This window comes from Marivita hallyeonensis, assembly GCF_900129875.1.
Lineage (GTDB): Bacteria > Pseudomonadota > Alphaproteobacteria > Rhodobacterales > Rhodobacteraceae > Marivita > Marivita hallyeonensis.
On the sequence record NZ_FQXC01000004.1, the window covers coordinates 397,663 to 424,086 of the forward strand.

General features: G+C 60.3%; 22 protein-coding genes and 1 pseudogene. 12 read left to right on the plus strand and 11 right to left on the minus strand.

The window, feature by feature from the left end; translation table 11 throughout:
• Positions 1 to 262 precede the first annotated feature (262 nt).
• A complete protein-coding gene (locus BUA42_RS14840) occupies positions 263 to 1,213 on the plus strand; it encodes a Gfo/Idh/MocA family protein (protein WP_178346912.1) in 951 nt (316 codons plus the stop codon).
• Positions 1,214 to 1,261: 48 nt separating this feature from the next.
• Here BUA42_RS14840 and BUA42_RS14845 read toward each other — a convergent pair whose 3' ends face one another.
• Together BUA42_RS14845 and BUA42_RS14850 are read right to left on the minus strand one after the other, a co-directional pair.
• Positions 1,262 to 2,197 (minus strand): DMT family transporter, encoded by a 936-nt coding sequence (locus BUA42_RS14845; RefSeq protein ID WP_178346913.1) that lies wholly within the window; start codon positions 2,195 to 2,197, stop codon positions 1,262 to 1,264.
• Positions 2,187 to 3,188, minus strand: a complete 1,002-nt coding sequence (locus BUA42_RS14850; RefSeq protein ID WP_072779077.1) for a glutathione S-transferase C-terminal domain-containing protein — start codon at positions 3,186 to 3,188, stop codon at positions 2,187 to 2,189. The genes BUA42_RS14845 and BUA42_RS14850 overlap by 11 nt, the downstream gene beginning before the upstream one ends.
• An 87-nt stretch (positions 3,189 to 3,275) precedes the next feature.
• Here BUA42_RS14850 and BUA42_RS14855 point away from each other — a divergent pair, with 87 nt between their 5' ends.
• Positions 3,276 to 4,220, plus strand: coding sequence for a LysR substrate-binding domain-containing protein (locus BUA42_RS14855; protein WP_072779078.1), 945 nt, complete (start codon positions 3,276 to 3,278; stop codon positions 4,218 to 4,220).
• A 145-nt stretch (positions 4,221 to 4,365) separates the two neighbouring features.
• Here the strand turns inward: BUA42_RS14855 and BUA42_RS14860 are convergent, their stop codons facing one another.
• The 3 genes from BUA42_RS14860 to BUA42_RS14870 are packed head-to-tail and all read right to left on the minus strand — an operon-like array spanning position 4,366 to position 7,343.
• Complete coding sequence (locus BUA42_RS14860; protein ID WP_072779079.1) at positions 4,366 to 5,427, minus strand: tartrate dehydrogenase; 1,062 nt, start codon at positions 5,425 to 5,427, stop codon at positions 4,366 to 4,368.
• Positions 5,424 to 6,308 carry an alpha/beta fold hydrolase gene (locus BUA42_RS14865; protein ID WP_072779080.1) on the minus strand — a complete coding sequence of 295 codons (885 nt, stop codon included), beginning with the start codon at positions 6,306 to 6,308 and terminating at the stop codon, positions 5,424 to 5,426. Before BUA42_RS14865 ends, BUA42_RS14860 begins: the two co-directional genes overlap by 4 nt.
• A 45-nt stretch (positions 6,309 to 6,353) precedes the next feature.
• Positions 6,354 to 7,343: a LysR substrate-binding domain-containing protein gene (locus BUA42_RS14870; protein WP_218588637.1), complete on the minus strand. Its 990-nt coding sequence runs from the start codon at positions 7,341 to 7,343 to the stop codon at positions 6,354 to 6,356.
• A gap of 47 nt (positions 7,344 to 7,390) precedes the next feature.
• Here BUA42_RS14870 and BUA42_RS14875 point away from each other — a divergent pair, with 47 nt between their 5' ends.
• From BUA42_RS14875 to BUA42_RS14885, 3 genes are read left to right on the plus strand one after another with little or no spacing between them, the layout of a single operon-like run.
• On the plus strand, positions 7,391 to 8,329 hold the full coding sequence (locus BUA42_RS14875) for a Bug family tripartite tricarboxylate transporter substrate binding protein (RefSeq protein WP_072779081.1): 939 nt from the start codon (positions 7,391 to 7,393) through the stop codon (positions 8,327 to 8,329).
• Between the two features lie 24 nt (positions 8,330 to 8,353).
• Complete coding sequence (locus BUA42_RS14880; RefSeq protein WP_072779082.1) at positions 8,354 to 9,850, plus strand: tripartite tricarboxylate transporter permease; 1,497 nt, start codon at positions 8,354 to 8,356, stop codon at positions 9,848 to 9,850.
• Positions 9,847 to 10,290, plus strand: a complete 444-nt coding sequence (locus BUA42_RS14885; protein WP_072779083.1) for a tripartite tricarboxylate transporter TctB family protein — start codon at positions 9,847 to 9,849, stop codon at positions 10,288 to 10,290. Before BUA42_RS14880 ends, BUA42_RS14885 begins: the two co-directional genes overlap by 4 nt.
• Before the next feature lie 484 nt (positions 10,291 to 10,774).
• Here the strand turns inward: BUA42_RS14885 and BUA42_RS14890 are convergent.
• Positions 10,775 to 11,794: pseudogene (locus tag BUA42_RS14890) on the minus strand (IS110 family RNA-guided transposase).
• 706 nt (positions 11,795 to 12,500) lie between these two features.
• Positions 12,501 to 13,625 carry an aminotransferase class V-fold PLP-dependent enzyme gene (locus BUA42_RS14895; protein ID WP_072779084.1) on the minus strand — a complete coding sequence of 375 codons (1,125 nt, stop codon included), beginning with the start codon at positions 13,623 to 13,625 and terminating at the stop codon, positions 12,501 to 12,503.
• Between the two features lie 291 nt (positions 13,626 to 13,916).
• On the opposite strand from BUA42_RS14895, the gene BUA42_RS14900 reads away from it, so the two are divergent.
• Positions 13,917 to 15,011, plus strand: coding sequence for a Hint domain-containing protein (locus BUA42_RS14900; RefSeq protein ID WP_072779085.1), 1,095 nt, complete (start codon positions 13,917 to 13,919; stop codon positions 15,009 to 15,011).
• Between the two features lie 14 nt (positions 15,012 to 15,025).
• Here the strand turns inward: BUA42_RS14900 and BUA42_RS14905 are convergent, their stop codons facing one another.
• Both BUA42_RS14905 and BUA42_RS14910 read right to left on the minus strand, forming a co-directional pair.
• Positions 15,026 to 15,484 (minus strand): Lrp/AsnC family transcriptional regulator, encoded by a 459-nt coding sequence (locus BUA42_RS14905; RefSeq protein ID WP_072779086.1) that lies wholly within the window; start codon positions 15,482 to 15,484, stop codon positions 15,026 to 15,028.
• Positions 15,481 to 15,936 (minus strand): Lrp/AsnC family transcriptional regulator, encoded by a 456-nt coding sequence (locus tag BUA42_RS14910; RefSeq protein ID WP_072779087.1) that lies wholly within the window; start codon positions 15,934 to 15,936, stop codon positions 15,481 to 15,483. The genes BUA42_RS14905 and BUA42_RS14910 overlap by 4 nt, the downstream gene beginning before the upstream one ends.
• A 132-nt stretch (positions 15,937 to 16,068) precedes the next feature.
• On the opposite strand from BUA42_RS14910, the gene ilvC reads away from it, so the two are divergent.
• Positions 16,069 to 17,091 carry a ketol-acid reductoisomerase gene (ilvC, locus tag BUA42_RS14915; RefSeq protein ID WP_072779088.1) on the plus strand — a complete coding sequence of 341 codons (1,023 nt, stop codon included), beginning with the start codon at positions 16,069 to 16,071 and terminating at the stop codon, positions 17,089 to 17,091.
• A gap of 145 nt (positions 17,092 to 17,236) precedes the next feature.
• On the opposite strand, the gene BUA42_RS14920 is transcribed toward ilvC, so the two are convergent.
• Positions 17,237 to 18,895, minus strand: a complete 1,659-nt coding sequence (locus tag BUA42_RS14920; protein WP_072779089.1) for an FAD-binding dehydrogenase — start codon at positions 18,893 to 18,895, stop codon at positions 17,237 to 17,239.
• Between the two features lie 316 nt (positions 18,896 to 19,211).
• Here BUA42_RS14920 and BUA42_RS14925 point away from each other — a divergent pair, with 316 nt between their 5' ends.
• Positions 19,212 to 20,141 (plus strand): DMT family transporter, encoded by a 930-nt coding sequence (locus BUA42_RS14925; RefSeq protein WP_072779090.1) that lies wholly within the window; start codon positions 19,212 to 19,214, stop codon positions 20,139 to 20,141.
• Here the strand turns inward: BUA42_RS14925 and BUA42_RS14930 are convergent.
• On the minus strand, positions 20,125 to 21,843 hold the full coding sequence (locus BUA42_RS14930; RefSeq protein WP_072779091.1) for a trypsin-like peptidase domain-containing protein: 1,719 nt from the start codon (positions 21,841 to 21,843) through the stop codon (positions 20,125 to 20,127). The two genes, BUA42_RS14925 and BUA42_RS14930, sit on opposite strands and share 17 nt — an antisense overlap.
• 155 nt (positions 21,844 to 21,998) lie before the next feature.
• On the opposite strand from BUA42_RS14930, the gene BUA42_RS14935 reads away from it, so the two are divergent.
• The 4 genes from BUA42_RS14935 to glyS are packed head-to-tail and all read left to right on the plus strand — an operon-like array spanning position 21,999 to position 26,381.
• Positions 21,999 to 22,928 (plus strand): glycine--tRNA ligase subunit alpha, encoded by a 930-nt coding sequence (locus BUA42_RS14935; protein ID WP_072779092.1) that lies wholly within the window; start codon positions 21,999 to 22,001, stop codon positions 22,926 to 22,928.
• The gene (locus tag BUA42_RS14940; RefSeq protein WP_072779093.1) at positions 22,928 to 23,629 is read left to right on the plus strand and encodes an FkbM family methyltransferase; all 702 of its coding nucleotides are present in this window, start codon (positions 22,928 to 22,930) and stop codon (positions 23,627 to 23,629) included. Before BUA42_RS14935 ends, BUA42_RS14940 begins: the two co-directional genes overlap by 1 nt.
• 2 nt (positions 23,630 to 23,631) lie before the next feature.
• Complete coding sequence (locus BUA42_RS14945) at positions 23,632 to 24,159, plus strand: DUF6446 family protein (RefSeq protein ID WP_072779094.1); 528 nt, start codon at positions 23,632 to 23,634, stop codon at positions 24,157 to 24,159.
• On the plus strand, positions 24,159 to 26,381 hold the full coding sequence (gene glyS, locus BUA42_RS14950; protein ID WP_072779095.1) for a glycine--tRNA ligase subunit beta: 2,223 nt from the start codon (positions 24,159 to 24,161) through the stop codon (positions 26,379 to 26,381). Before BUA42_RS14945 ends, glyS begins: the two co-directional genes overlap by 1 nt.
• Positions 26,382 to 26,424 lie beyond the last annotated feature (43 nt).

Below are 26,424 nucleotides of genomic sequence, written 5' to 3' on the forward strand. Positions count from 1 at the left end.
TGATTAGTGCTTATCAATGGACGCTTTCGAATACTCGTTTCTTGGATGAATGACCGCAAAGTGGGCTGCGGTCGCAGCATTCTGCGGTTTAAGTTAACGGCAGCTAAGGGCCGCTTGGGCCCTGCAGCGAGCTTTGTGGTGGCTTGATGCAGCGCTGCCTCCGAGGTCCGCTCGGAGTCCAAACTACGCCAATGCTGTCGGGCGGCGAAAGGTGGCTTCGAAGTGACGAAATGGATAAATCCGGCTAAACGAAGTTATGCGCTTGGCTTTTGTTGGTACATCACACGTTCATACGCCCGATTATCTTGCGGTGACGCGCTCAATGCCTTGGCTCAAAGTTGTGGGAATTGCCGAGCCAGACCCTGACACGATCGGGTTGATCTATGACTTACCTCCTTTGTTTGATCGGCAAGAGGACCTCCCAGATCATGATGTGGCGGTCGTTCTCACAGACGCAGACAGCCACGATCGAGTATGCGCAGGGTTAACCGCCCCAGCCGTTTTCATTGAAAAACCGCTGGCCGTCTCTCATAACAGAGCGCAGCACATTTCGCGCTTGTTGACCCAAAGAGGAATCGACACCGAGACAGGCTTCTTTCTTCGTCACTCGGCTGCGTTCAATGCACTTTGCGGAGCCTGCAATAATGCCCAGATGGGGACAGCCCGGTTTGCGCGGTTTTCTTTTTCACATCCGGGTTTCTTGGACGGATGGCTGCAAAAATGGCCTGCCCATATCTCGAGAACCCGCATGGGAGGAGGTGCTTTCGCTGACTTGGCCATCCATCTGGTTGACGCCGCAACCTGCATCTTCGGTCCTTTGACCGCTGGGTCCTGTCAACTCGACACAAGCGCATCCACCAGACTGGGTTTCGATACTTCTTTCGATACACAGGGTCAGGCCACGCTCACTTCGCACGAAGGTTGTCTTATTCATGTCTGGGCAAGTGCCGAAGCCCCAAGCGTCAACCTTAGAATTGAGGTTTTCTGGGAAGGCGGGGAGGTCCTGCTGAATGATGGGTGTGTCACGCGAAAGTATCGCGCTGCTAATCCCGAAGTCGTCCACGATGGCGAGATGCCAACGCCAGCCGACGGATTTCGAGCGGCACTAGAAGGCTTCCGTAATCGTAGTGAGCGGATCACCAATGTTGAAGAGGCCGTTTCCGCCAACGCCTTGATGGAGGCGTTACTCAAGACGGCGTCGAAGCTTTCATAGCGAAAGCTGACCACTGCGTAGTTGCTGCGAATTCGCGCTTCGTGCCGCTCATGATCCGCCGGGGCGCGTCTTTCTCCGGGAAAGGAGCGACAATCCGGGTGATCCGGCATAGGCCCAGATGCCGACCGCCACGCAGATCACACCGACTGCTGTCAGCCAGGAGAGCGGTTCGCCGAGCAGCACGTAACCCCCCAGAGCGGTCAGGGCGGGAACGACCGCGCCGCTGACGGCTGCGACGCTTGCCCCGAGATGGCGGATGGCTACGCCATAGGCGGCAAGACCGATGAGCCCCGCGAGAATGCCCTGTGCGGCGACCTGCAAGGCAATGTCCGGAAGCGGCGCGTCGAGCAGAGCCGCGCTCGGCGACACAATCCATATCGGCAGAACCAGAATGGACGACCAGAAACAGATCAAGGCGGCTCCGTGCCAAGGGTCCAACCCGCTTTTGCGATAGGCCACTGTGTAGATCGCCCAAAACACCCCGGCCGAGATGAACAATGCATCGCCGAGAAGGACGTTCGGCCCGCCGACGGTTCCGAACAGCGTCGTTCCAACCACGCAAGCAACTCCGAGAACGATGATGCCAAGGCCGACAACGCGTCCCCGTCCAAAACGTTCTCCGAGGAACACCTTGCTCAGGAGGGTCACGAAGATCGGCATCGAACCGGGCAGAAGCGCGCCCATGTGGCTTGCCGGTGCGAATTGCGCACCGACCATGCCCAGAAGACCGAAGGGCAGACCGCCGCCTATGACGATCAGCGCAAGTATCCATAAGGGCTGATCTTTGGCCAAAAAGCCGTCTCGCATCAGAATTGGAAACAGGGCAAGTGCGGGGATCGCGTAGCGCAGGAGCGCGAGGTCGATTGGCGTCAGAGTCGTCGTGACGCCGAAGCGTGTCGCCAGCTGCCAGCCCGCGCCCACCGTCACCGTGATGAGCCAGGCAAGAAGTCCTGCCCGCCGGTCGGGGCGAACATCAGGCTGCATGATAACCGCCTCCCACATCTTTAAACGGGATCAGCGCGTCGTTCTGCCAGACGGTCAAAGCCCCCAGCCGGTCGCGTCCGTGTGGTTCCGTCCAGTCGATGCCCGGCAATTCCGGCACGATCCCGTGCGGGTTGTTGTCCGTGTCGTTCTGGAAATAGCCCGTTAGGTTCGCTTCAAAATCGAACGTGTCAGCGATGCCTGGCCACGAGTAGACATCCCGCGCATAGGCCCACAGTGCCGGATACTCGACCAGCCTCCGCCGTGTGCATCGAAAGAGCGGTGCATAGACCGCATCGAACCTGACGAGTGTTGCGAACAGGAACAGATCGGACTCGGTGACCTGTTGGCCGAAAAGACAACGACGCTTGGCCAGATGCGACTCGAGCCAATCGAGTGTTGCGAACACGTCACGGGTGGCCTCCAAGTAGGCACTCTGAGCCGTGGCGAACCCGGCGCGGTAGACCGCGTTGGCAAGTCCCTCGTAGACGCCAGTGTTCAGGGCATCGATCTCGTCAGCCAGCATGTCAGGCGCAAGTCGCCACCTGTTCCCGATCTGATCGAGCGCCCGCGCGATGCCCGCCGATGAATTTGACAGAATTCTGCGCGTGCTCGTGTCCCAAAGCACCGGCACTGTTGCGCGCCCCGTGTAAGTCGGATCGGTGGCGGTGTAGAGTTGGTGGACATGCCGGATGGGGTCCGCGCCAGGATCGAGTTCCGGAAAACCGGTCAGCGCGTAGCCTTCCACTCTGGGGCCACCGGCCAGAGCGACAGAGATTTTTTCTAGATCCTTGAGCGCCCGGACCAGAGTTGTGCGATGGGACCAAGGGCAACTCTGAGAGGCGACAAGAACAATATTGGTTTTGTTTTGCAGACATGCAGCGATCTCTCCGGCGGAAAGCGTCGGCAGTTCGGATGTCTCGCGCTTGAACGCGCCATCCTGCATGTATCGGTTGGTGCTATCACACCAAACTCCGTCGATCAGCATTCCCATGGGCCATCCTTTCTAAGCAGCACAGTAGCGAGACCGGCATATTCCGTCTGTTCACAAGCACACCAGTTTCGGTCTACTAAAGGCACCATGCGTGACTTGCCTCTCACCCTCCTGCGCGCCCTGGCGGCCGTTTATGAAACCGGCGGGATACGCCCCGCCGGGCGTCTTCTCGGGATTCAGCACTCCGCAGTCAGCCGTGCGTTGCGTGATCTGGAGGCGTGGCTTGAGGTGCCGCTGTTCGAGAAGCGTGACGGGCAAAGGGCCCTTGTCTTCTCCGCCGACGGTGCGGCGCTCGGCAAAGCCGCGCTGTCCGCAATGAGAGACCTTGAGACCGCCGTTCTGAACACACGCGAAGGTTCGAGCGCGAATTCTGTTACCATCGCGACGACGCCCTCGTTCGCGATGCGATGGCTTCTCTCGCGACTTCCACGGTTGACCGATACCCACCCGAAAATCGAGGTGTCGATCCTTGTCGATCAGGCCCGCAAGAGCCCAATGGCAACGGGTGCCGATCTGAACATCCGAATGGGTGCACAACCTTCGCTGGACGTCGACCCCATTCCGTTGATGGATGAACGGGTGTTTCCGGTCATGGCTCCAGGTCTCTGGGAGAAACTGGGAAGGCCATCGAAAATTGACGAACTGCTGAATCTGCCATTGCTGCACGACCGCGACCCGTCAACGTCCTGGGGAACGTGGCGGAGGCAATTCGGCCCGGAGCGACTGGACGTTCGAAAGGGTCCGCGTTTGACGTCTTCCGATTTGATCCTGCGAGCTGCTGAACAGGGCCAGGGCGTGGCTCTTGCACGAGGTCGCTTGGCCGAGGAAAGCCTTGCCAATACTTCGCTTCTTCGACCGTTCGGGGACGTCGAACTCGATTTGGGCGACAACTATTGGATTATTGCAAATCCTGAAACTGGCCGGAGACGAGTGGTGCAAACTGTGATCGCTTGGTTGTTGTCGGAAGCGCAGATGGGTTCAGAAGAAGTGGCCATTGCCGTTTCACATGAAGAGAAAGACCAAAAAGCGTAAGCCGACATTCGTCCAACCGCAGATTTGTCCCACAATCCTTCAGTTCGAGCAGGCAACGATTTCTGCAATGCGGCGAAAGTCTGGTATGGCGGGCCGCACCGCAGCATCGTCGGTGGCCGCTGGATGACCGGTATGGGCCGTTGAGCTATAAGGCCGCAAGAACCGCAGCGACAGACTGCCTTGTGTCTTCGGTGCCACCGAGATCGGCAGTGCGCGTCTCGTTCTGTGCCAAGGTGGTGGCCATAGCATTGATCACGGCCTCAGCGGCTTGGGTTTCGCCTAGGTGCTCCAGCATCATAGCGCCGGCCCAAATCGCAGCCGCCGGATTGGCGATGCCTTTGCCGGCAATATCCGGTGCGGAGCCATGCACGGGTTCGAACATGGACGGTGTCTTTCTTGCAGGGTTAAGGTTTGCCGACGGCGCAATCCCGATTGACCCGGCAACGGCTGGACCCAGGTCCGACAGGATGTCTCCGAACAGGTTTGACGCGACAACCACGTCGAACCAGTCCGGGTGCAGAACAAAATGCGCCGCAAGGATATCAATGTGATAGGCGGCCGTTTCGACCCCGGCGTGACGCGCCGTCGCCGCTTTGAACCGCTCGTCCCAGAAGGGCATTGTGTGGACGATCCCATTTGATTTGGTGGCCGACGTGACATGCTTTCGCCGGCGCTTGGCAAGATCAAATGCCACCTCCATGATCCGATCGGTCCCGTGGCGGGTGAACATAGCAACTTGATTGGCAGCTTCCTGCGGCGTGCCCTCGTAGAGCCGTCCACCGATCTTGGAATACTCTCCTTCGACATTTTCGCGCACAACGACGAAGTCGATATCCTCTGGCTTCCGGTCAGCCAGCGGGCACTTGACCCCTTCAAAAAGCTTCACCGGACGCACATTGGCATAGAGGTCCAGTTCGCGCCTCAATGGTATAAGCAAACCCCAAAGGGAAACGTGGTCTGGAACCGTTGGCCAGCCGACGGCACCCAAGTAGATAGCATCATATTCCCGGACCAGGTCTATACCGTCCTCCGGCATCATCTGCCCGGTGTTCTGGAAACGATCACAGGACCAGTCGAACTCGGTCCAGTTCAACGAGAAGCCAAACTTTCGCGCGGCGGCCTCCAACACCTCCTGTCCTGCCTCAATGACCTCGTGGCCGATCCCGTCGCCGGGGATTGTCGCAATGCGGTGACGTCGATGGTTCAAGGTGCCGATCCTTCAAGGAAGAATGATTTGAGTTCTGACTGAACATGCTCCGGGCATTCTTCAGCGAGGTAGTGTCCTCCAGGCAAACTACGTCCACGCACATTTGTGGCGCGTTTGCGCCACAGGGCCACGCAGTTGAAATACCGCTCGATCACTCCATGCGCCCCCCAGAGCGCGAGCACTGGCATGTCCAGTTTGCGGTCGTCGTCCGCATTGTCATGTTCGATATCGATGCTTGCCGCAGCTCGGTAATCCTCACACATCGCATGAACGGTCGAAGGCGTGTGAATGGCAGCGAGATAGGCTTCCCAAGCATCGTCCGTGAAAGGTTCAAGACCTGCAGACCCATGTCCACATTTATATGTAAGGAAGGCTTCCGGATCTGCGCCAATCATCCGTTCCGGCAAAGGGGCCGGCAAGGTCAGCCAGAACCAATGCCAATACGCATGCGCGAATCCCTCCGTCGTATTGCGATACATTTCGCGCGTCGGTGCAATGTCCAACACCGCGAGCTTCAGCACCCGCTCGCTATGGTCAGCTGCAAGGCGATGAGCGACGCGTCCGCCGCGGTCATGACCGCACAGCAAAAACCTGTCGTGCCCCAGCTCGGACATGACCTGTACCATGTCCGCAGCCATTTCCCGCTTGGAATACGGAGCATGATTGGCATCTGTTTTTGGTTTCGAGGAGGCGCCGTAACCACGCAGGTCCGCCGCGATCACTGTAAAGTCTTGTGCCAGGACAGGCGCCACCTTGTGCCACATTACATGGGTTTGTGGGTACCCATGCAACAACAGAAGGGGAGGACCTGAACCGCCAGTGACGCCGGCGATTTCGGCACCCACCGTGGCGATCCGGAATTTTCGGAAGTCTTCAAACATACTGATATCAGCAGCATGAGGCCGAACAAAGTCCAGACGTAAATATTAAGTGTAATCTCTTATCAATGAGACATCCTCAGGCAAACAAGCCAAGAATTGGTCCACTGCGGTCAGTGTTTCGCCCTTCCGCCATGCCACATGGACATCCACCATTGGGCCGCCACCTTCGAGGGGGCGGTAGACGATGTCGCGCCGTTGGAACTGGCTGACCCAATGAGGAACAAGTGACACTCCCAAACCGGCTGCGACCATGGCAATGATCATGTGTCGTTCGTTTGCCTCCTGAAGAATGCGAGGGGTTAGGCCTGCAACCTCAAAGTGATTCTGAATAACATCAAACAAGATTGGCCTGTGCGAGCGGGCTGGAATGACGAGCGGCTCAGAGGCCACCACTTCTAGTGGCACTTCTTTTCCGCCTGCGGCGGGATGGTCGGCAGGCAGAGCAACAATCACCGGTTCGCTAAACACGAACTTGTGGTCCAAGAAGTCTTCTTTTGGTGGAACGCGGACAAAGCCAACATCTAGGGAATGGTTGGCCAAGCCATGCAGAGCAGGTGCTGACAACATTTCGAAGACTTTAACTTCAATATTATTGTGGGAACGTCGGAATGCGCGGATCACCTGTGGCAGGATACCAGCGGTTGCGGAATCAACTCCGCCGATTTTCAGGAGCTCTCCACTGTCGCCACCAATTGCTCGTGCGGCCGCTTCCGCGGCTTCGGCTTGGGCAATTGTGGCCTTTGCTTCTGGTAAGAAAACCTCGCCAGCACGGGTCAGGCTGACCGTTCGTGTTGTACGTTCGAACAGTTTGACGCCCAATCTGCCCTCAAGACTGCGGACTTGCGCAGAAAGGGCTGGCTGGGCCATATGAAGCTTCTCCGATGCCCGGCCAAAGTGCAGCTCTTCGGCAACCGCAAGAAAGATCCTGAGCTGTTTGAGTTCCATGTATTGACGTTCGATCTGGGGTGAGAAGAAATATTTATAACTGATTTCATCTAAATCGAAATGGCAAGCATGTCTAACCTCCCAATCCAATGTCGAGAGTTTTCGACTACTAGGGAGGACAACCATGAACCGTTTTTTTGACCACGGCTTTTGCGGCCGTTTCACTTTCGCTCGCAGCCAGTGCTCTGCATGCCGATGACTACCCATCCAAGGCAATTGACTACATTATTCCCTACAATCCTGGCGGGGAGTCTGACGTCACTGCTCGCTTTCAAGAGAAGTTCTGGAGCGATGTGACCGGACAGGATGTTGTCATTTCTTACAAGCCGGGAGCAGGGGGAGCCACAGCTTGGTCCCAGCTGGGTGGATTTGACGCCGACGGCTACACGATCATGAACGTCAACTTCCCACATGCGATCCTACAACCTTCGATCAAAGATGTCGGATATCAGACCGGGGATGTCACACCGGTTTACGTGTTCCACTACACACCGGACGCCATCGTGGTACGCGCCGACAGCCCATATCAGACGCTGCAAGACCTCATCAATTTCGCAACCGAGAACCCGGGCGCGCTGACCTTCGGCGGTTCCGGCACCAATTCGGCCAACCATCTCGCGGCTGTGCGCTTTGGTCAGATGGCTGACGTGAAGGTAACCTATGTGCCGTTCGGCGGGTCAGCGCCTGCCATGGCGGCCGTTCTTGGCGGCCAGATCGGTGCGGGCATGACATATACAACGCAAGGGGTCAAAGCCGGAGATCAAGTGCGTGTGCTGGCCATTGCCACAGAAGAGCGGCTCGACATCTTTCCAGATGTACCAACCTTCAAGGAACTGGGCTTTGATTACGTTGCCGGTGCCTATCGTGGTGTGACGGTTCCCGCGGGAACGCCAGATGATGTCCGCAATGCGCTGTCTGTTGTGATTGCTCAAATCAACGACATTCCCGAATTCCAGGCCCAGATGCAGGAAAATGGCTATGTCCTGGTCGATGTTCCAAACTCCGAGATGGGTGCCTGGATTGCTGAACGCCAGGCCGACTACGCGTCTGGCATTGAGACCCTGAAAGGCAACTAATTTCACATCCCGGAGCAGCGCGCCATGTTGGACGCCTTACTTTCAGCCTTGTCGCTGGAAAACCTCCTCCTTGCGTTTCTTGGCGTGATCGGAGGAACCATCATCGGCGCGTTGCCCGGACTTTCGGCGACCATGGCGGTCGCCGTTCTGGTGCCATTTACATTCACGATGGACCCAAGCTCTGGCTTGATCGTGTTGGGTGCGATCTACACCGGTGCAATATATGGCGGTGCTTACTCGGCCATTTTGGTAAACACACCAGGTACCCCCGCTGCTATCGCGACCTCAATGGACGGGTTCCCCATGGCCAAACGCGGAGACGGTGACCTCGCCGTAACACTCTCCTGTCTTGGTTCGGTTGCAGGTGGTATTGTAGGGGCACTCGCCCTTTTGTTCCTCGCGCCACCCCTGTCGCAAATCGCACTGTCTTTCGGGCCAGTGGAGTATTTCTGGCTGGCGATCTTTGGGTTGTCGCTTATTGCGACACTGTCTCGTGGAGCAACCTTGCTCGGATTGATCGGTGGGGGGATAGGTCTGCTTCTTTCCTGTGTTGGGTCGGCGGTGGTTGGCGGGGATGTCCGATATACGTTCGGCCTGACCTCCCTTCTGGGCGGCATTCCGGTTATTCCCGCCTTGATCGGCCTCTACTGCGTGCCGGTGTTGATCGATATGGTGATCCGCCCCGAAGCGCATTTGGAACGCCGCGCCGAACAGATGCGCGGGTTCCGCCTGACCGAGGCGCTCAGTCTGATGTGGCGCTCGAAGTTCAATGTGATCCGCTCGGCGATGATCGGAACCGGCGTCGGCATCATCCCGGCGGCAGGCGGCTCAGTAGCCGGACTTGTGGCTTACTCCGAGGCCCGCAGGACTGCCAAAACACCAGAACAGTTCGGTAAAGGTGCACATGACGGGGTGATTGCGTCCGAGGCATCAAACTCCGCCACCGTGGGCGGCGGGTTTATTCCAACGCTTGTGCTAGGCATTCCCGGCACACCGCCTGACGCCATCATCCTCGGCGCGCTTCTGGTGCAGGGGATCCGCACCGGCCCGCAACTCTTTACCCAGCAAGCTGACATCGTATTTACGTTCACCTTCGGGCTCCTGATAGCCACACTCCTGATGCTGCCAACCGGACTGATCATCGGGCGCTATGCGTATCGGTTGATCGTCTCGGTGCCCAAAACCGCGCTGGCGCCTGCCATCGCTTTTCTGACGATTGTGGGTTCCTTTGCCATTGAGGCAAACACCTTCCATGTGTTGATCATGGTGTCGCTTGGTATCATCGGCTGGCTTCTTGCGCGTATCGGCATTGAGGCGTCGCCCATCGTTTTGGGATTGATCCTCGGGCCTATTGCGGAAGCTGGTTTTGTGCAAGGCTGGCTGATCGGCGGGGCACAAGGGGATCGCTTTGGCATGTTTTTCGGCCAACCGATTTCCCTTGCGATCATGGCGCTCACAGTGTTGACGCTTGCCTCTTCCGGCGTCTTCAAACGAAAGACTCGTCTGGAGTGTTCAACATGACTCGGATTGTGAACCAGTGGCGTCAGGCCCTCGTTGCCGTCCTCAGCATCGGTCTGGGGGCCTTTGCAATCTCACAGACAAACAGCATGTCCGAACTGGGACGCGTCTTTCCGACCACTGCCAGCCTGATTGCGATTTCTGCTGGTTTGGGGGTGTTGGTGCAGATCATCCTGCGGCCGAGCGCTGATACAGTGGCAAACGAGAAGATTGACCACTTTAGAGCCGGGCTCTTCGCCGCGACCATGTTGGTTTGGGCGCTGTCACCTGATCGCTTCGGTTTTGTGCCCACGTCTAGCATGGCTGTGTTTGCGGTCGCGGTGATCACACGCCGCGAACCGATGTCAAAGACATCGATCCTTGTTCATGCCGCGGCCGGCGTCGTTCTGGTGCTGGGGTTCTCGCTGCTTCTGAGCGAAGTGCTGAACGTGCGGCTTCCTTGACGATTTGGTGAAACCATCAAACAAGAACCAGTGGTGCTGAAGACGAGGAATGCTTTGCTCGGAACAATAGTTCAAAAGATCTGGGAGGCGTCCGCTGGCAAGTTGTGTGGGCCGACCAAAGGCTGGCACCGTCTGTATCGTGCCGTAATGCAACAGCCGTTTGCTTTGGCTTGGACCTCGAAGCCGTCCGACGTACGCGCACAAACAACATCCAAGTCTCGCAGTCGCAGCGAAAGTCCTGTGTGGATTGCTCCTGCATAGCAAGACGTATTTGAATGCGTTCGCACTGGTCAGAAGCAGACATGTGTCCGGCCTGTTTGCGCGGCACATGTGGCCGCTGGCCCTGATGGTTTCCGCAGGCCAAGTCCCATACAGGTTCGCGGACAACACTGTGTCCCGGACATTCGACGGGGTGTCTTGGTTGGCGGGCTGACTGTGCGCCATCAACTCGTTGGTCTTGCTATCTCGTTTTTGTTCCTTTGCTTCAGGCGTAGTGTGGGCGATAGTATTCGTTCCTCGTCAAAACGGCCCATATGATCCGTGCGGTTTTGTTGGCCATCGCCACGGTCGCGAGCCTGGTTGGCTTGCGTTCAAGCAGTCCGATGGCCCATGGGTCGACACGATCTGGATTCACCTTCATCTGTCGCAGCCGAGCTGTCATTCCTGTGACCAATAGGCGTCGAAGATATCGATCACCCATCTTCGAGATCCTGCCCAGTCTTTCTTTGCCACCGCTGGATCGGTTCAGCGGCGTCAGACCAAGCCAAGCTGCGAACTCGCGACCGTTCTTGAACTGGCGCGCATCGCCGATCGTTGCTGCTATGGCGGAAGCTGTCACCGGTCCGACGCCCGGTATAGTTCGAAGCAGGGCCACATGCGGATCTTGCTTTGCCTGAAGACGCATACGCATTTCGTACCAACGGATCCGCAAGTGCAAAGCCACGAGCTGATTGCTCAAATTTGTCAGCACATCAACTGCAACTTCGGGAATATCTGGGGGGTCGTTGTCCAACACATCTTTTGCGAATTTCACCGCGCTGCCAATTCCTTGGGCAATCACAATTCCAAATTCGGCGAGCAGACCGCGCAACAAATTGCTGATCTGAGTGCGTTGGCGAACGATGAGATCACGCGCGCGATGAAGGAACAGAACGCTTTGTTGCTCTTCCGTTTTGATCGCAACAAACCGCATGGTCGGGCGTGTCACGGCTTCGCAGATCGCTTCGGCATCGGCGGCATCAGATTTGCCGCGCTTGACGTAAGGCTTCACGTAATTGGCCGGGATCAAACGGACGTCATGCCCGAGTGCGCTCAATTGGCGCGCCCATTAGTGGCTCGAACTGCAAGCTTCCATTCCTACCAAACAAGCTGGAAGGTTTTCAAAGAAAGCCAAAAGCTGCGCCCGCCTTATCGCGCGATTGAAAACAACATCGCCACTTTCAGCGATGCCATGGACCTGAAAGATGTTCTTGGCGAGATCTATGCCAATTGTTGTAACCTGCATTGGGTGGCTCCTCTAATAGCAGTTATGACAACTGCATTATGGCGCATTGCGACGCCGGTTGGAGCAGGAGCCATCCACCCCATCAGGTTTGACGAGCCGCACCGCGGCAATCGGTATGTCGGGTCAACGGCAGGTTTGGGCCGAAAGGCGCATAGCCCTTGTTTGTTTGCAGCCAAAGGCTTGTCATCTCAACACTTTTGTAAATATGATTTACCATTGGAGCCTTCTACAAAACCACATCGACCTCACCATTGGGACGCTGTGCTGTGGCCTCCACATTCTACGGCGGTGCCGGGCTGAAGCCCGGACTACGTGCTGCGGCGTGGCATCGTGGGTGCGGTGGCCAGACCGCGGGATGGCCATCTGACCGGTGATCGGCGCGCTTTATGGTCGCCACATCCGCGAAAGATCGGAGCTTTGCGCGAGGGACCGCCAAAATGGCCAGCCCTTGCGGGCGGTCTGGCCATCGCGCGGGCACCTTCGGTGCTATTCCGCGCGGGTCAGACGATGCTTGGGTTATCACATTAGGTAATGGGCGTGTTTTTGAGCCGGCATGCGCCGGGCTGACGCCCGGTCAACGGGTGGTGGGTTGAAAACCCACCCTACCCTTTTGATGCATGGTGTGTCAGGACATCTTTGAAAAGAAGACGCCGACGGTGGTTTGCCGTCTCGGGCTTCGTCACTTTTCAAACCGGCGACATACCGATCACAAAACCTCGTCCACCACGCGCTTTAAGCGCTCGACCGTGCCGTCCACGTCGTAGAGCTTATCCAACCCGAACAGCCCCAGTCGGAACGTGCTGAATTCGGGGGGTTCGTCGCATTGGAGGGGGACTCCGGCGGCGATTTGCATACCTTTGGCGGCGAAGGCGCGGCCGGATTGGATTTCGGGGTCGCTTGTGTAGCTGACGACGACGCCGGGTGCGCCGTAGCCGTCGGCGGCGACGGATTTGATGCCTTTGGACTTGAGATGCGCGCGGACGGCGTTGCCGAGGGCCCATTGCTGGTCCTTGAGCTTGTCGAAGCCGTACTCGCGCGTCTCGAGCATCGTGTCGCGGAAGGCCTTGAGGCCGTCGGTGGGCATGGTGGCGTGGTAGGCGTGGCCGCCGCCCTCGTAGGCCTGCATGATCTGGTGCCATTTCTTGAGGTCGGTGACGAAGCTGTTGGAGGTGGTGTCCTCCATGCGCGCGACCGCCCGGTCCGACAGCATCACCAGTCCGGCTGACGGGGTCGAGGACCAGCCTTTCTGCGGGGCGGAGATGAGCACGTCGACGCCCGTGGCTTTCATATCGACCCAGGCGCAGCCCGAGGCGATGCAGTCGAGCACCATGAGCCCGCCGACCTCGTGCGCGGCGTCGGCCAGGGCTTTCACGTAGTGATCCGGCAGGATGATGCCCGCGCTGGTTTCCACGTGCGGGGCGAAGACGATGTCGGGTTTTTCCTCGCGGATGCGGGCGGTGACGTCTTCGATGGGCGCAGGGGCGAAGGGCGCTGTGGCCTCGTTGCCGGTCTGGCGGGCCTTCATCACGATGGTCTCACCGCCGAACTGGCCCGCGTCGAAGATCTGGGACCAGCGGTAGGAGAACCAGCCATTGCGGACGATGAGGCTCTTGGCGCCCTGCCCGAACTGACGTGCGACGGCCTCCATCCCGTAACTGCCACCGCCGGGGACAAGCACGACAGCGTCGGCGTTGTAGACTTCTTTCAGCATCGACGAGATGTCGGTCATCACCTGCTGAAACGCCTTGGACATGTGGTTCAGTGACCGGTCGGTGAAGACGACCGAGAATTCTTCGAGACCCGTGGGGTCGACGGTATCGAGCAATGCCATTGGGGGTTCCCTCCCATGTTTTCGCGCACCGGGGTAGCGCGGCGCTGACGGGAAGGCAAAGTCTACTTCGGTATACGGCACCCGAAATCGCAGCACGCGGGTCGCCGATGCGCGCGATGCGCCGCGTTTCGGAAATCGCGCCGCGCCGGACGCCCGTGGCAGCCACGCTGCGCATTTTGCCCGAAATATCACAGCCTTGGATGTTTTTGCGAGCGTGCTTTCCCTTTTGTTAACGAACGGTTAACGTCTCGAAAAACGAGCGGAGGCACAGATCCTCCCGGGTAGAGCAGTATGGCGACCACCACCCTTCTTTTGAACGGGTTCAGTATCGTGGGGAATCCGCAGTCGAATTCCAACGCCTCAAATGGCGGGGAATTCATGCTGCATGATGGCGATGCGGTGTGGGACAGCAATGATATCGTTGCGTTTGTCGTCGACAATGTAACGGTCAACGGGGTGCTGACCGATAACTCGGTCGTCACGCAGATCATCGTCTATGACAACGCGTCCGACTATTACAACGACATCGCCAAATACACCTATACCGGCTCGGGCGACATCGATGACGGTCGCAACAACATGGGCGACCGGTATATCGAGTTCGACGCGTCCGGGCTGACCTCGACCGATGCGGGTGCGCCGGTTCTGGGCGAGTTGGCAGCGATTGCGGGGGTGGACATTCTGGGCACGCTTGCCTCGACCACCGGGCCGCTGGAAGTCCCTACAAACGAAGACATCGACATCAACGATGACGGACAGATCACCGGGGAAGAAGCGGCGGATGGCGCGTTTTCTTCGACCATCGCGGACGGGCTTCTGGTGATCTGCTTTGCCCGGGGGACGCTGATCGAGACGCCGGACGGACCACGTTTTATCGAGACGCTGCGCGAAGGCGATGCGGTGACGACGCTGGACGCTGGCGCGCAGGACATCACCTGGATCGGGCATGTGCGCGTTCCGGGCACCGGAGTGAACACTCCTATCCGGATCCGTGCGGGCGCGTTGGGTAATGTGCGCGATCTTTGGGTGTCGCCCAATCACCGGATGCTGGTGCGCGGCACCGTGGCGGAGCTTTTGTTCGGAGAGCCGGAGGTCTTGGTGGCGGCCAAGCATCTGGTCGACGGGGAGCGTATCTTCGAAGAGCCGCGCGAGATGGTGGAGTACTGGCATTTCCTTTGCCACGGTCATCAGTTGGTGTTCGCCGAAGGCTGTGCCTCCGAGACGCTTTATCCCGGGCAAGTGGCGATGCAGAGCATTGCAGAAGAGGATCGGGACGAGATCCTCGGCTTGTTGCCGGATGTGAGCGGCGCAGTCTGCCCCGGTCCCATGGCGCGGTACACGCTGAAGCGGCACGAGGCGAAGGCGCTATTGACGGTGGCGGCTTAGGTCGGACCTGTCAGTCAGCCGATCGGACCCGGCAGGCGTTCTTCGGAGAGCAGCACGTTGGCGTCGATATTGCCGACGCCCGGCAGCGTCATGATGCGGCGGCGGAGGACTCGTTCGAAATCGGCGATATCGCGGGCGACCACGCGAAGGCGGTAGTCGTAGGCCCCGAGTACGTGTTCGACGGTTTGCACTTCGGGGATGGCGGTCACGGCGCGTTCGAAGTCTTCGAGGCTGACGCGGCCCTTTGTGGCGAGTTTGACGCCAAGGAAGACGGTGACCGAGAAGCCGAGCGCTTCGCGGTCCAGATCGAGGCGTTGGCCGCGGAAAATGCCCGCGTCCTTGAGGCGCTTGAGGCGGCGCCATGCAGCGGGCTGGCTCAGGCCAAGCTGGCGCCCCAGTGCGCCCGCAGAGAGGAGCGCATCGGCGGCCACGGCGCGGATCATGGCGCGGTCGGTATCGTCGAGGTCGATCATAGCGGCAGTGTCTCGTCGAACTTGACGCGGGAGACGTGCATGAGCGCTTCGATATCTGCGATATGCGGCAGGGTCAGGAGCTTGTCCCGGTACACTTCCTGGTAATGCGGCATGTCGCGGGCAATGACCGAAAGGCGCGCGTCTACCTGGCCGAGGAAGGTTTGCGCCTCGATCACTTCGGGGATTTTGCGCGCCTGCGCGAGGAATTCGTCGAATGCGCGCGGTTGGGTTTTGTCGAGTTGCACGCGCAGAGACACCTCGACCGTGTATCCAAGGGAGGGCCAATTGATGACCGAGCGCACGGCGCGGATCACACCAGCTGCGCGCATCTTGTCGAGACGTCGCGCTAGTGTTGTGGGCGTCACCCCTGCCCTGTCGGCGAGATCTGCGGTGGGCAGATCGGGCGCGGCCTGAAACTGGCGCAGGATTCGGAGATCGGTGGGATCGAGCATGAATTCGGCGTAACATGCGAGGCACGCGAATGAAATCCCCGAAAATATGGGAAACCATCTGTGGTTCGCCGCCAAGCTCTGTCGATTCCCTGTAGTCTGCGCGGCAATCGAAATCCGACCAAGGGGAAGACCATGCGCGTATATTACGACCGCGATTGCGACATCAATCTGATCAAAGACATGAAGGTGGCGATTCTGGGCTACGGGTCCCAGGGCCACGCCCACGCGCTGAACCTGCGCGACTCGGGCGCGAAGAACGTCGTCGTGGCGTTGCGCGACGGGTCGCCGTCGGCCAAGAAGGCGCAAGGCGAAGGTCTGGAGGTCATGGGCATCGCCGAAGCAGCGGCGTGGTGTGACCTGATCATGTTCACCATGCCCGACGAATTGCAGGCGGAGACCTACAAGAAATACGTGCATGACAACCTGAAAGAAGGCGCGGCGATTGCTTTTGCCCACGGTCTGAACGTGCATTTCGGGCTGATCGAGCCGAAGCCGGGGGTCGACGTCATCATGATGGCGCCCAAAGGCCCGGGCCACACGGTGCGCGGCGAATATTCCAAAGGCGGCGGTGTGCCGTGCCTCGTGGCCGTGCACAACGATGCCTCGGGTCGCGCGCTGGAAATCGGTTTGAGCTATTGCTCGGCCATCGGTGGCGGCCGGTCGGGCATCATCGAGACCAACTTCCGCGAAGAGTGCGAAACCGACCTCTTTGGTGAGCAGGCCGTTCTCTGCGGCGGTCTGGTCGAGCTTATCCGCATGGGCTTTGAGACGCTGGTCGAGGCCGGTTACGAGCCGGAGATGGCGTATTTCGAGTGTCTGCACGAGGTGAAGCTGATCGTAGACCTGATCTACGAAGGCGGCATCGCGAACATGAACTATTCGATCTCGAACACGGCGGAATATGGCGAGTATGTCAGCGGCCCGCGCATCCTGCCCTATGACGAGACGAAAAAGCGGATGAAAGAGGTTCTGACCGACATCCAGACCGGCAAATTCGTGCGCGACTTCATGCAGGAAAACGCGGTTGGTCAGCCGATGTTCAAGGCCACGCGCCGCATCAATGACGAGCATCAGATCGAAGCGACGGGCGAGACGCTGCGCGGCATGATGCCGTGGATCTCGGCGGGCAAGATGGTGGATAAAGAGAAGAACTGATCGGCAAAGATCAGCATTTCATGCTCTGGGGGCGGTCGCGAGGGGCCGCCCTTTTTTCGTGTCGCATGGGCTGCGCCCATCCGATCCGTGGGGGGCTCTGCCCCCCACACCCCCCGAGATATTTCTGGCCGGAAGAAATGCCGGGTCAGGCGATCCTGTCGCTGCGCCCTGCAGCGCGACCCGAGAAGAGGCAGCCGCCGAGGAAGGTGCCTTCGAGGGCGTTGTAGCCATGGTAGCCGCCACCGCCGAACCCCGCGACCTCGCCCGCGGCGAAGAGGCCGGGGATGGGCTGACCTTGCACGTCGAGCATCTGGCTTTGCAGGTTGGTGTGCAGACCACCGAGCGATTTGCGGGTGAGCAGGTTGAGTTTCACCGCGATCAGAGGACCGTTTGCGGGGTCGAGGATCTTGTGCGGTTTCGCGGTGCGGATCAGGCGGTCACCGCGGTAGTTGCGGGCGGCGTGGATCGCCATGATCTGGGCGTCCTTGGAGAACGGGTTGTCGATCTGCGCGTCGCGCGCTTCGATCTGGGCGCGCAGCTGAGCCTCGTCTATGAGGTTGCCACCTGCGATCTGGTTCATCCCTCGGGTGAGAGTGGTGAGGTCATTTGCGACGACGAAATCCTCACCGCGTTCCTTGAAGGCCTCCACCGGGTCGGTGGCGCGGGATCCGGACAGGATGCGCTGACGGAGAACTTCGATCCACTTGCCGGAGGTGAAATCGGGGTTCTGTTCGGAGCCGGAGAGCGCGAATTCCTTCTTGATGATCTTCTGGGTGAGGATGAACCAGCTGTAATCGAAGCCCGTGTCGAGGATCAGCTTGAACGTGCCGAGGCTGTCGAACCCGGGCAGTGCGGGGGGCGGGAAGCGGTTGCCTTTTGCGTCAAACCACATGGAGCTTGGCCCCGGCAGGATGCGGATGCCATGGGCGGGCCAGATCGGGGCCCAGTTTTTCACCCCTTCGGTGTAGAACCAGAGGCGGTCCTTGTTGATGGTCTGGGCGCCGGTCGCTTCGGCGATGTCGAGCATGCGGCCATCGACATGCGCGGGGACGCCCGAGAGCATCTGTTTCGGTGGGGGGCCGAGGCGGTCGGTGGGCCAGTGTTTGCGGACAAGGTCGAAATTGCCGCCGATGCCGCCTGAGGTGACGATCACGCTTGGGGCGGTGAGGGTGAAATCGCCAACGGGGGTGCGGTTGGTCTCTGCCCCCTGCTCTGCCGGGTCATCTGCAAGGATCGTGCCGGAAACGCCTGTGGCGGCGCCGTTCGCCATCTCGATCCGGTCGACCCGATGGCGGAAGCTGAACGAGATACGACCCGTCGTCTCGTGCGCCTTGCAGCGTGCAATGAACGGGGCGAGGACACCGGGGCCAGTGCCCCAGGTGATGTGAAAGCGCGGGACGGAATTGCCGTGACCGTTGGCGAAACCGCCGCCGCGTTCGGCCCAGCCGACCACCGGGAACCAGCGCATGCCGAGGCCGTGCAGCCACGGTCGCATCTCTGTGCTGGCGAAGTCGAGATAGGCTTCGGCCCACTGGCGCGGCAGGTCGTCCTCTGGGCGGTCGAACTGGGCGGAGCCCATCCAGTCATTCGCGGCCAGCGCGCGGCTGTCGCGGATGCCCATGCGGCGCTGCTCGGGGGTGTCGACCATGAAGAGGCCGCCAAGCGACCAGTGCGCCTGACCGCCAAGGTTCTGCGGGCCTTCCTGATCGACAAGGATAACCGTCTTGCCCCGGTCAGCGAGTTCGTGCGCCGCGACGAGACCCGCGAGTCCCGCACCCACGATGATAGCGTCTGCCTGATCCATGTCTGCGCCTCCCCGAAAGAGTGTCACAGGGACAGGCGGCAGATGCAATTATGACGCCTCGGCACTTCGCGGCCGGGCGCACTTGGAACAGGTTACATGTCGTCTTTCAACTGGATCACACACCAGGCCAACAGGGCGATCAGAATGGCGATGGGCAGAATGAAAAACGCGTCCATGGGGTCCTCCTCGGGGTCTTGCATCTGGCGCGGGTGTTGCCGCCCGGGTGCCAGTTGCCTACAGAGCTAAGGACTCTCTGACCGGTTGCAATGATTTGCGCCACGTTTGGGGGCATCCCGACACTTGGTGCCACTTATTTATGCAAACGCAACCCGACATCACGCCCGCGAACTGGGCCATGGTCGCGATCCTTGGGCTTGTCTGGGGTGCGACCTTTCTGTTCATCGAACTGGCCCTGGAGGGGATCACGCCGTTCTGGCTGGCGGCGGCGCGGATCGGGTTTGCCGCGGTGCTGACGACCGCTGTCTGGCTCTGGCGCGGAGGCCGTGTGTTCCTGACCGAGGTCTCGGCGTGGCGCATGCTGGCGCTGGCGGGGGTGATCAATTCGGCCATTCCGTTCATGCTTTTGAGCTGGGGGCAGCAGACGGTGACCTCGGGCTTTGCGGGCGTGTCGATGGCGGCCGTGGCCTTGATCGTGTTGCCGCTGGCGCATCTCTTCGTGCCCGGAGAGCGGTTGACGCTGCGGCGTCTGCTGGGCTTTGGCATCGGCTTTGCCGGGGTCACCGTGCTTTTGGGTGGACAGGTTTTCGAGTCGACCGGCGATCCGTTGGAGCCGTTTGGACGGCTGGCCTGCCTCGGGGCGGCCACGTGCTATGCGGTGAGTTCGATCATGGTGCGCCGCCTGCCACCTGTGGACCCGTTTGGGCTGGCAGCGTTGGCGCTCGTGTTCGGGTCGCTGCTGGTCATCCCGGCGGCGGTGGTTGTCGAAGGCGCGCCGGTGATGCCGGACGGGCGGACGCTTTGGGTGGTGGCGATCCTCGGATTGATCCCGACGGCGGGGGCGAACCTCTTGCGGATCTTCGTGATCCGCAGCGCAGGACCGGTCTTCATGTCACTGGTGAACTACCAGGTGCCGATGTGGTCGGTGATGCTTGGGATCTTGATCCTTGGGGAGCCGTTCAAACCGATCCTGTTGCTCGCCATGGCGCTGATCCTCAGCGGATTGTTCATCAGCCAGTGGGGCGCATTGAAGCGATTGTTCGGGCGGGACGCTACTCCCAGCAGCTGACGAGAACCGTCATCGCGGTGCCCATCTGCGTCAGGTCCACCGGGTCGAGCCGGGGCAGCGTGGTGCTGGCCTGCACGGCGATGCCAGCGCGTTGCAGGACGGCGCGCACGGTGTCGCTTTTGGTGGCGAAGCTGACATCGGCGGGAAGCTGACGGCCCGCGGCGTCGCGCGGGAGCAGCATGCCAAGCACAGCGCCGCGATCGTCGAGCACGGGACCGCCCGCATCTCCGTCGAGCGTGCTGATGTCGAGGCGGGTCAGCGTTTCCTCACCATTCAGGCCCCGCAGATCGGCGAGACGGCCAAAGGTCATGGTGGCGGAGGGCAGGACACCGCCGAAGGAGTAGCCGGAGACCGCGATCTCGGACTGCAGGCGCGGGGTGCTGTCGCGGAACTGTGCCACGGTCGTTGGCGCAAGCGGTTGGGTGGCTTGCAGGATGGCGATGCCGGTGGCGGGATCGGTGGCCATGACCTCGGCGTCGTAGCTGTCGTTCAGGGTGATCCGCCCGCAGTTCTCAACGGCGGTGTCGGTGGTGACCACCCTGCCCCGCGTGTCGACGAAGAAGCCCGACGCAGTGCGCAGCGGCTGACGGATTTGCAGACCGGCGACGAGATCGACGCTTTGGTTGTCTTCGGCGATCATGGCCGGATCGAGCACGCCCTCCAACGGCTGAAAGCTTTTCTGCATAGCCGCGAGGATACGGGTGCGACGGTCTTCGTCGCCTGTGGGCCAAACGAGGGTGAAGCCCTTGATGGCCCCGTCCGCGAGCCGGACTTCGGTGTGCGACACGATGCGGTTGTTTTGACCGGTGAGGACAAAGCTGTCGCGATTGCGCGTGCGGTCGCCCTCAAGCGGCACGATTTCGAGCGTTTGCATGATCTCGTAGAGACCCGCGAGGCGATCCCGGTCGCCGGGCTGGCTGATCAGCAGGACCTGCGCGTTCTCGACGTCACCGGTTGGCGCAAAATGCGCGAACGGGCTGTCGTAGCGATCGAAGCGCACCGCGCCCAAGGGCAGGTCCACGGCGATGCCTGCACGGGTGTCGCGGACGGTCTGGATGTCCATACCGTCGAGCACCGCGTTGTATTGGCGGAACAGCTCGGCGCGTTGAGCAGTGGTGAGAATACCAGTGTCGTCGAACCCGTTGGATTGCTGCCATGCGCGCATGGCGGCGCGGGTGCCGCGCCCGAAGGCCCCGTCGATGGCGGCGTTGTAGAAGCCCGCCCATTTCAGGGCAATCTGCAGCTCTTCGCGTTCGGCTCGGTTGAGCTGTGCCTCGGAGGCGCGTGCCTGGGCGGGGGTTTCGTCGGCTGGCTGCAGCTCTGGCACGACCACGGTGGCTTGTGGCTGCGGTGTGATCGGCGCGGTTGTCGCGGGGCCCGCCCCGATGGGCCAGATGCGCTGGCCGTAGCGGCCCGGGCTTTCAAGGTAGCTGTCGCTTGGGATCTGGCGGCGTGATCGCAAGCTGCGCAGAAGCGCGTTGGCTTCGGCGCGCGGGTATGGCCCGAGGGCGATCCCGTACCAACCGCGACCCAGATCGAAGCCGTTCACGTCCGGCAGAACCGCTGCATAGTCGCGCAGACGATCCTCGGCGACGGACAGGGTCGGCTGTGCTTCGATCTGGATATAGACCGTGTCCTGTGCTTTGGCCGGGGTGACCCAGACCAACAGCAGTGCCATCAGGGAAAACAAAACGTTGCGCATCGTAAACGTGCCACCTGCTCGAACAAACTTCCTCGGTGCCATGCTCTAGCAAGATTGCTTCGGCTCTGGAACGCGAAAATACCACCTCTCGCGCAATTGAACTTTGTCGGCCATGCGCCTAATCAGGCGCCAGTGCCAATTGGGGTGAAGCCACGATGGATCAGACCGCCACGAAACCTCGGTGTTTTCAGGACATCATCCTGCGCCTGCAAAGCTACTGGGCGGCGCAGGGCTGCGCGATGATGCAACCGTATGACCTTGAGGTCGGAGCCGGGACATTTCACCCGGCCACAACGCTGCGGTCATTGGGGACGATGCCGTGGTCGGCGGCCTATGTGCAGCCGTCACGCCGTCCGACCGACGGGCGCTACGGCGACAGCCCGAACCGGTTGCAGCATTACTACCAGTATCAGGTGCTCATCAAACCGTCGCCGCCGGACCTTCAGGACCTGTATCTGGGGTCGCTGAAGGCCATCGGCATCGACATGGACCTGCACGACATTCGCTTTGTCGAGGACGACTGGGAAAGCCCGACGCTGGGCGCGTGGGGTCTAGGTTGGGAAGTGTGGTGCGACGGGATGGAAGTGTCGCAATTCACCTATTTTCAACAGGTTGGCGGGCATGATTGCCACCCCGTTTCGGGCGAACTGACCTACGGTCTTGAACGTCTGGCGATGTATATTCTGGGCGTCGATCACGTGATGGACATGCCTTACAACGCACCCGATGCGCCGATCCCCCTGAGCTATGGCGATGTGTTCCGCGAGGCAGAGGCGCAATATGCGCGGTGGAACTTCGACACCGCCGACACGGACGTCTTGTTCCAGCATTTCAAGGATGCCGAGGCCGAGTGCGCCCGCATTCTGGAGCAACCGGCAGAGGACCCCAAAACCGGACGTCGGATCGTGATGGCACTGCCAGCCTATGACCAGTGCATCAAGGCCTCCCACATCTTCAACCTGCTGGATGCGCGCGGCGTGATCTCGGTCACCGAGCGGCAGGCCTATATCGGGCGCGTGCGGTCGCTGGCGAAGCTGTGTGCGGATGCGTTCGTGCAGACCGAAGCCGGAGGGTATGCGGCCTGATGGCACAGGCCAATCGAAATACGCCGCTGCGGCGGGCCAAGTATGGCCTGATGCAGCATCTGCCGGGGGAGCTTGGGCTGAAATACCGCCGCAAGCTGCGCAAGCTTTATGCGCCCGCGGCAGAGGCAGCATTTTGGGAGGCTTTGGCTGGCGCGGCAGGCAAAGTTTGCGTCGATCTGGGGGCCAATCTGGGCCAGCACACCCGGACGATGGCGGCCCATGCGGCGAAGGTTTACGCGTTCGAACCGGACCCGTGGACTGCGGCGCAGCTGCGCGAGGCATTGGCCGATCTGGATAACGTCGAGGTGGTTGAGGCGGCGGCGGGGACCGAGGACGGGACGTTTCCGCTTTACCGGACGGCGTCGTTTGACGCGGATCCGGTCGAGCAATCGCAGTCGTCATCATTGATGGCGCAGAAACGGAACGTCGATACTTCGTCGGCGATCGACGTGGCTGTCGTGGACTTCCCGGCGTTTCTGGAGCGGCTTGAGACCGATATCGCGGTCATCAAGATGGATATCGAAGGCGCAGAGGTGCCGTTGTTGGAGGTTCTTTTCGATCATCCGGTGATGCGGCGGATCGGGCATCTGTTCGTCGAGACGCATGAGAGCCGCATTCCCGATCTTCTGGAGCGCACCGATGCGCTGCGGGCGCGGGCGGCAGAGATGGTGCAACCTGTCGTCAACATGGATTGGAAATAGCGATGACGGGCAAGATTCTCAGCGTGGTCATCGTGGTTTGCGCGCTCATCGCGGGCGTGGCGATGTATTATCTGCAGGTCTATGCCTTCTACGAGGAAGTTACGCCGACGGGCGTGGATGATGTACAGCTGACCACGGTGAACGGCGGTGTCGAGACGATTTTCTACGAGGATTTTCAAGCGATTGACGCGGATAGCTCACCCATCAGGTACAGGGCGTGTTTCACCACGACGACGCCTTTGACAACGCTGTTGACCACCTATGAGGCATATTCCGGCGCCGCGCCGCGCAACGCGCCCGGGTGGTTCGAGTGTTTTGATGCCGAGGCCATTGGCGAGGATATCCGCAATGGCCGGGCGCATGTGTTCGTGAGCCAGCGCAACCTCGAGTTTGGCATCGACCGGGTGGTTGCCGTCACCGAGGACGGGCGCGGGTATATCTGGCACGAAGTGAATGAATGCGGGGACAAGGCCTATGATGGCAGCCCGCTGGGCGAGGATTGCCCTGAACGAGACCTTGGAGGCAATTGATGCCCGACCTTCTGATCGAGCTATTTTCCGAAGAAATCCCTGCGCGGATGCAGGCGAAGGCGGCCGATGACCTGAAGTCGAAGGTCACGCACGGGCTGGTTGAGGCCGGGCTGACCTATGCCGGTGCGGCGGCGTTTTCCACGCCGCGGCGGTTGGCATTGCGGGTGGACGGGCTGACCGATCGGTCACCGGACATCAAGGAAGAGCGCAAGGGTCCGCGCGTCGATGCGCCGGAGAAAGCGATCGAGGGGTTCTTGCGCGGGGCCGGTGTGGAGCGGGACGACCTGATCGAGCGGGATGACAAGAAGGGTCGCGTGTTCTTTGCGGTGATCGAAAAGCCCGGACGCATGGCGTCCGAGATCGTGGCGGACGTGCTGGAAGAGACGATCCGCAATTTCCCCTGGCCGAAGTCGATGCGTTGGGGATCCGGGTCGTTGCGCTGGGTGCGCCCGTTGCATCGGATCGTTTGCGTCCTGACCTCGGAGGATGGGTCTGACGTGGTCCCCTTGGACGTGGACGGCATCAAGGCCGGACGGACCACCGAGGGACATCGCTTCATGGCGCCGGACGCGTTCAAGGTGTCGTCGTTTGACGAGTACGAGGCGCGACTGAAGCGGGCCTATGTGGTGCTTGACGCGGCCGAGCGGGCCGAGGCGATCTGGCATGACGCCACCAATCAGGCTTTTGCCAATGGATTGGACGTCGTTGAAGACAAAGGTCTTTTGACCGAAGTGGCGGGTCTGGTGGAATGGCCCGTGGTGCTGATGGGAGAGATCGGGGCGGACTATCTCGACCTGCCGCCGGAGGTGCTGCAAACCTCGATGAAGGAGCACCAGAAGTTCTTTTCGGTCCGCAATCCCAAGACGGGCAAGATCGAGCGGTTTGTGACTGTGGCGAACCGGGAGACCGCGGACCACGGTGCGCTGATCCTTGCGGGCAACCAGAAGGTTCTGTCGGCGCGGTTGGCGGATGCGAAATTCTTCTGGGAAAACGATCTGCGCATTGCACGGTCAGAGAAGATGGCGCCGTGGCTGGAGGCGCTGAAGAACGTGACCTTCCACAACAAGCTGGGTTCGCAGAAGGCGCGGATCGACCGGATCGCGGCGCTGGCGCGTGAATTGGCCCCGGCGGTGGGGGCGGATGTGGAGGTGGCCGCTCAGGCCGCGCAGGTGGCGAAGGCGGATCTGTCCTCTGAGATGGTGTACGAATTCCCGGAATTGCAGGGGCTTATGGGCCGCTATTACAGCGAGGCGGCTGGATTGCCTGCGGACGTCGCGGCGGCCTGTGAAGAGCATTACTCACCGCTTGGTCCATCCGACGTGGTGCCGCATGCGCCGGTGTCAGTGACCGTAGCACTGGCCGACAAGATCGATACGCTGACCGGGTTCTGGGCCATCGATGAGAAGCCCACGGGATCGAAAGACCCGTTTGCGCTGCGCCGTGCCGCGCTTGGGGTGATCCGGCTGGTGCTGGAGAACAACCTTTCGATGTCGCTGGACCGGTTCGTCGATGCGCAACTCGTCCGGCACAAGGGCAACATCATTGACGCGATGAGTGACGACGAGGTCGAGGAAATCATCGAAGCGATTGCCAAACACGGTGTGTTCGGTGCCGCGTACCGGATGCTCAAGGAAGCGCGGGGCGGTGAAGCGTCAGAGGGGCTTGAGGCCATGCAAGGCGCCCTGCCCGATGCGTCTGACGACCTGTTGGCCTTTATCCATGACCGGTTGAAGGTCTATCTGCGCGATCAGGGCGTGCGGCACGACGTGATCGACGCCTGTATTGCGATGGAAGGCAAGGACGACCTGGCCCTGCTGGTCGCACGGGCGCGGGCGCTTCAGGATGTGCTGAGCACCGAAGATGGCGAGAATCTTGTCCAGGGATTCAAGCGCGCCAACAACATCCTGACGCAGGCCGAGGAAAAGGACGGTGTTGAATACTCGTTCGGCGCAGACCCGAAATTCGCCGAGGATCCGACCGAAACCGCCCTGTTCGACGCTTTGAAAGAAGCCGAAGCGAAGATCACGCCAGCGATGGCAAAGCAGGACTTCGCCGCAGCGATGAGTGCGATGGCGGCACTGCGCGGTCCGGTGGATGCGTTCTTTGAAGCGGTGCAGGTCAACGCCGAAAGCGACGTCTTGCGGCGCAACAGGCTCAACCTTCTCAATCAGGTACGCACGCAGTGCCTTCAGGTTGCCGATTTGACCCGCATCGAAGGCTGACACCTGCGCTGTAAATGCACCTTGTCAGGCTGCGCCGCACTCG

What these genes read in the sequence shown, in the direction of transcription:
- BUA42_RS14845 (WP_178346913.1), bottom strand. Translation starts at nt 2,197, where the DNA reads ATGCAGCCTGATGTTCGCCCCGACCGGCGGGCAGGACTTCTTGCCTGG.
- BUA42_RS14850 (WP_072779077.1), bottom strand. Translation starts at nt 3,188, where the DNA reads ATGGGAATGCTGATCGACGGAGTTTGGTGTGATAGCACCAACCGATAC.
- BUA42_RS14855 (WP_072779078.1), top strand. Translation starts at nt 3,276, where the DNA reads ATGCGTGACTTGCCTCTCACCCTCCTGCGCGCCCTGGCGGCCGTTTAT.
- BUA42_RS14865 (WP_072779080.1), bottom strand. Translation starts at nt 6,308, where the DNA reads ATGTTTGAAGACTTCCGAAAATTCCGGATCGCCACGGTGGGTGCCGAA.
- BUA42_RS14880 (WP_072779082.1), top strand. Translation starts at nt 8,354, where the DNA reads ATGTTGGACGCCTTACTTTCAGCCTTGTCGCTGGAAAACCTCCTCCTT.
- BUA42_RS14885 (WP_072779083.1), top strand. Translation starts at nt 9,847, where the DNA reads ATGACTCGGATTGTGAACCAGTGGCGTCAGGCCCTCGTTGCCGTCCTC.
- BUA42_RS14895 (WP_072779084.1), bottom strand. Translation starts at nt 13,625, where the DNA reads ATGGCATTGCTCGATACCGTCGACCCCACGGGTCTCGAAGAATTCTCG.
- BUA42_RS14900 (WP_072779085.1), top strand. Translation starts at nt 13,917, where the DNA reads ATGGCGACCACCACCCTTCTTTTGAACGGGTTCAGTATCGTGGGGAAT.
- BUA42_RS14905 (WP_072779086.1), bottom strand. Translation starts at nt 15,484, where the DNA reads ATGATCGACCTCGACGATACCGACCGCGCCATGATCCGCGCCGTGGCC.
- BUA42_RS14910 (WP_072779087.1), bottom strand. Translation starts at nt 15,936, where the DNA reads ATGCTCGATCCCACCGATCTCCGAATCCTGCGCCAGTTTCAGGCCGCG.
- ilvC (WP_072779088.1), top strand. Translation starts at nt 16,069, where the DNA reads ATGCGCGTATATTACGACCGCGATTGCGACATCAATCTGATCAAAGAC.
- BUA42_RS14920 (WP_072779089.1), bottom strand. Translation starts at nt 18,895, where the DNA reads ATGGATCAGGCAGACGCTATCATCGTGGGTGCGGGACTCGCGGGTCTC.
- BUA42_RS14925 (WP_072779090.1), top strand. Translation starts at nt 19,212, where the DNA reads ATGCAAACGCAACCCGACATCACGCCCGCGAACTGGGCCATGGTCGCG.
- BUA42_RS14930 (WP_072779091.1), bottom strand. Translation starts at nt 21,843, where the DNA reads ATGCGCAACGTTTTGTTTTCCCTGATGGCACTGCTGTTGGTCTGGGTC.
- BUA42_RS14935 (WP_072779092.1), top strand. Translation starts at nt 21,999, where the DNA reads ATGGATCAGACCGCCACGAAACCTCGGTGTTTTCAGGACATCATCCTG.
- BUA42_RS14940 (WP_072779093.1), top strand. Translation starts at nt 22,928, where the DNA reads ATGGCACAGGCCAATCGAAATACGCCGCTGCGGCGGGCCAAGTATGGC.
- BUA42_RS14945 (WP_072779094.1), top strand. Translation starts at nt 23,632, where the DNA reads ATGACGGGCAAGATTCTCAGCGTGGTCATCGTGGTTTGCGCGCTCATC.
- glyS (WP_072779095.1), top strand. Translation starts at nt 24,159, where the DNA reads ATGCCCGACCTTCTGATCGAGCTATTTTCCGAAGAAATCCCTGCGCGG.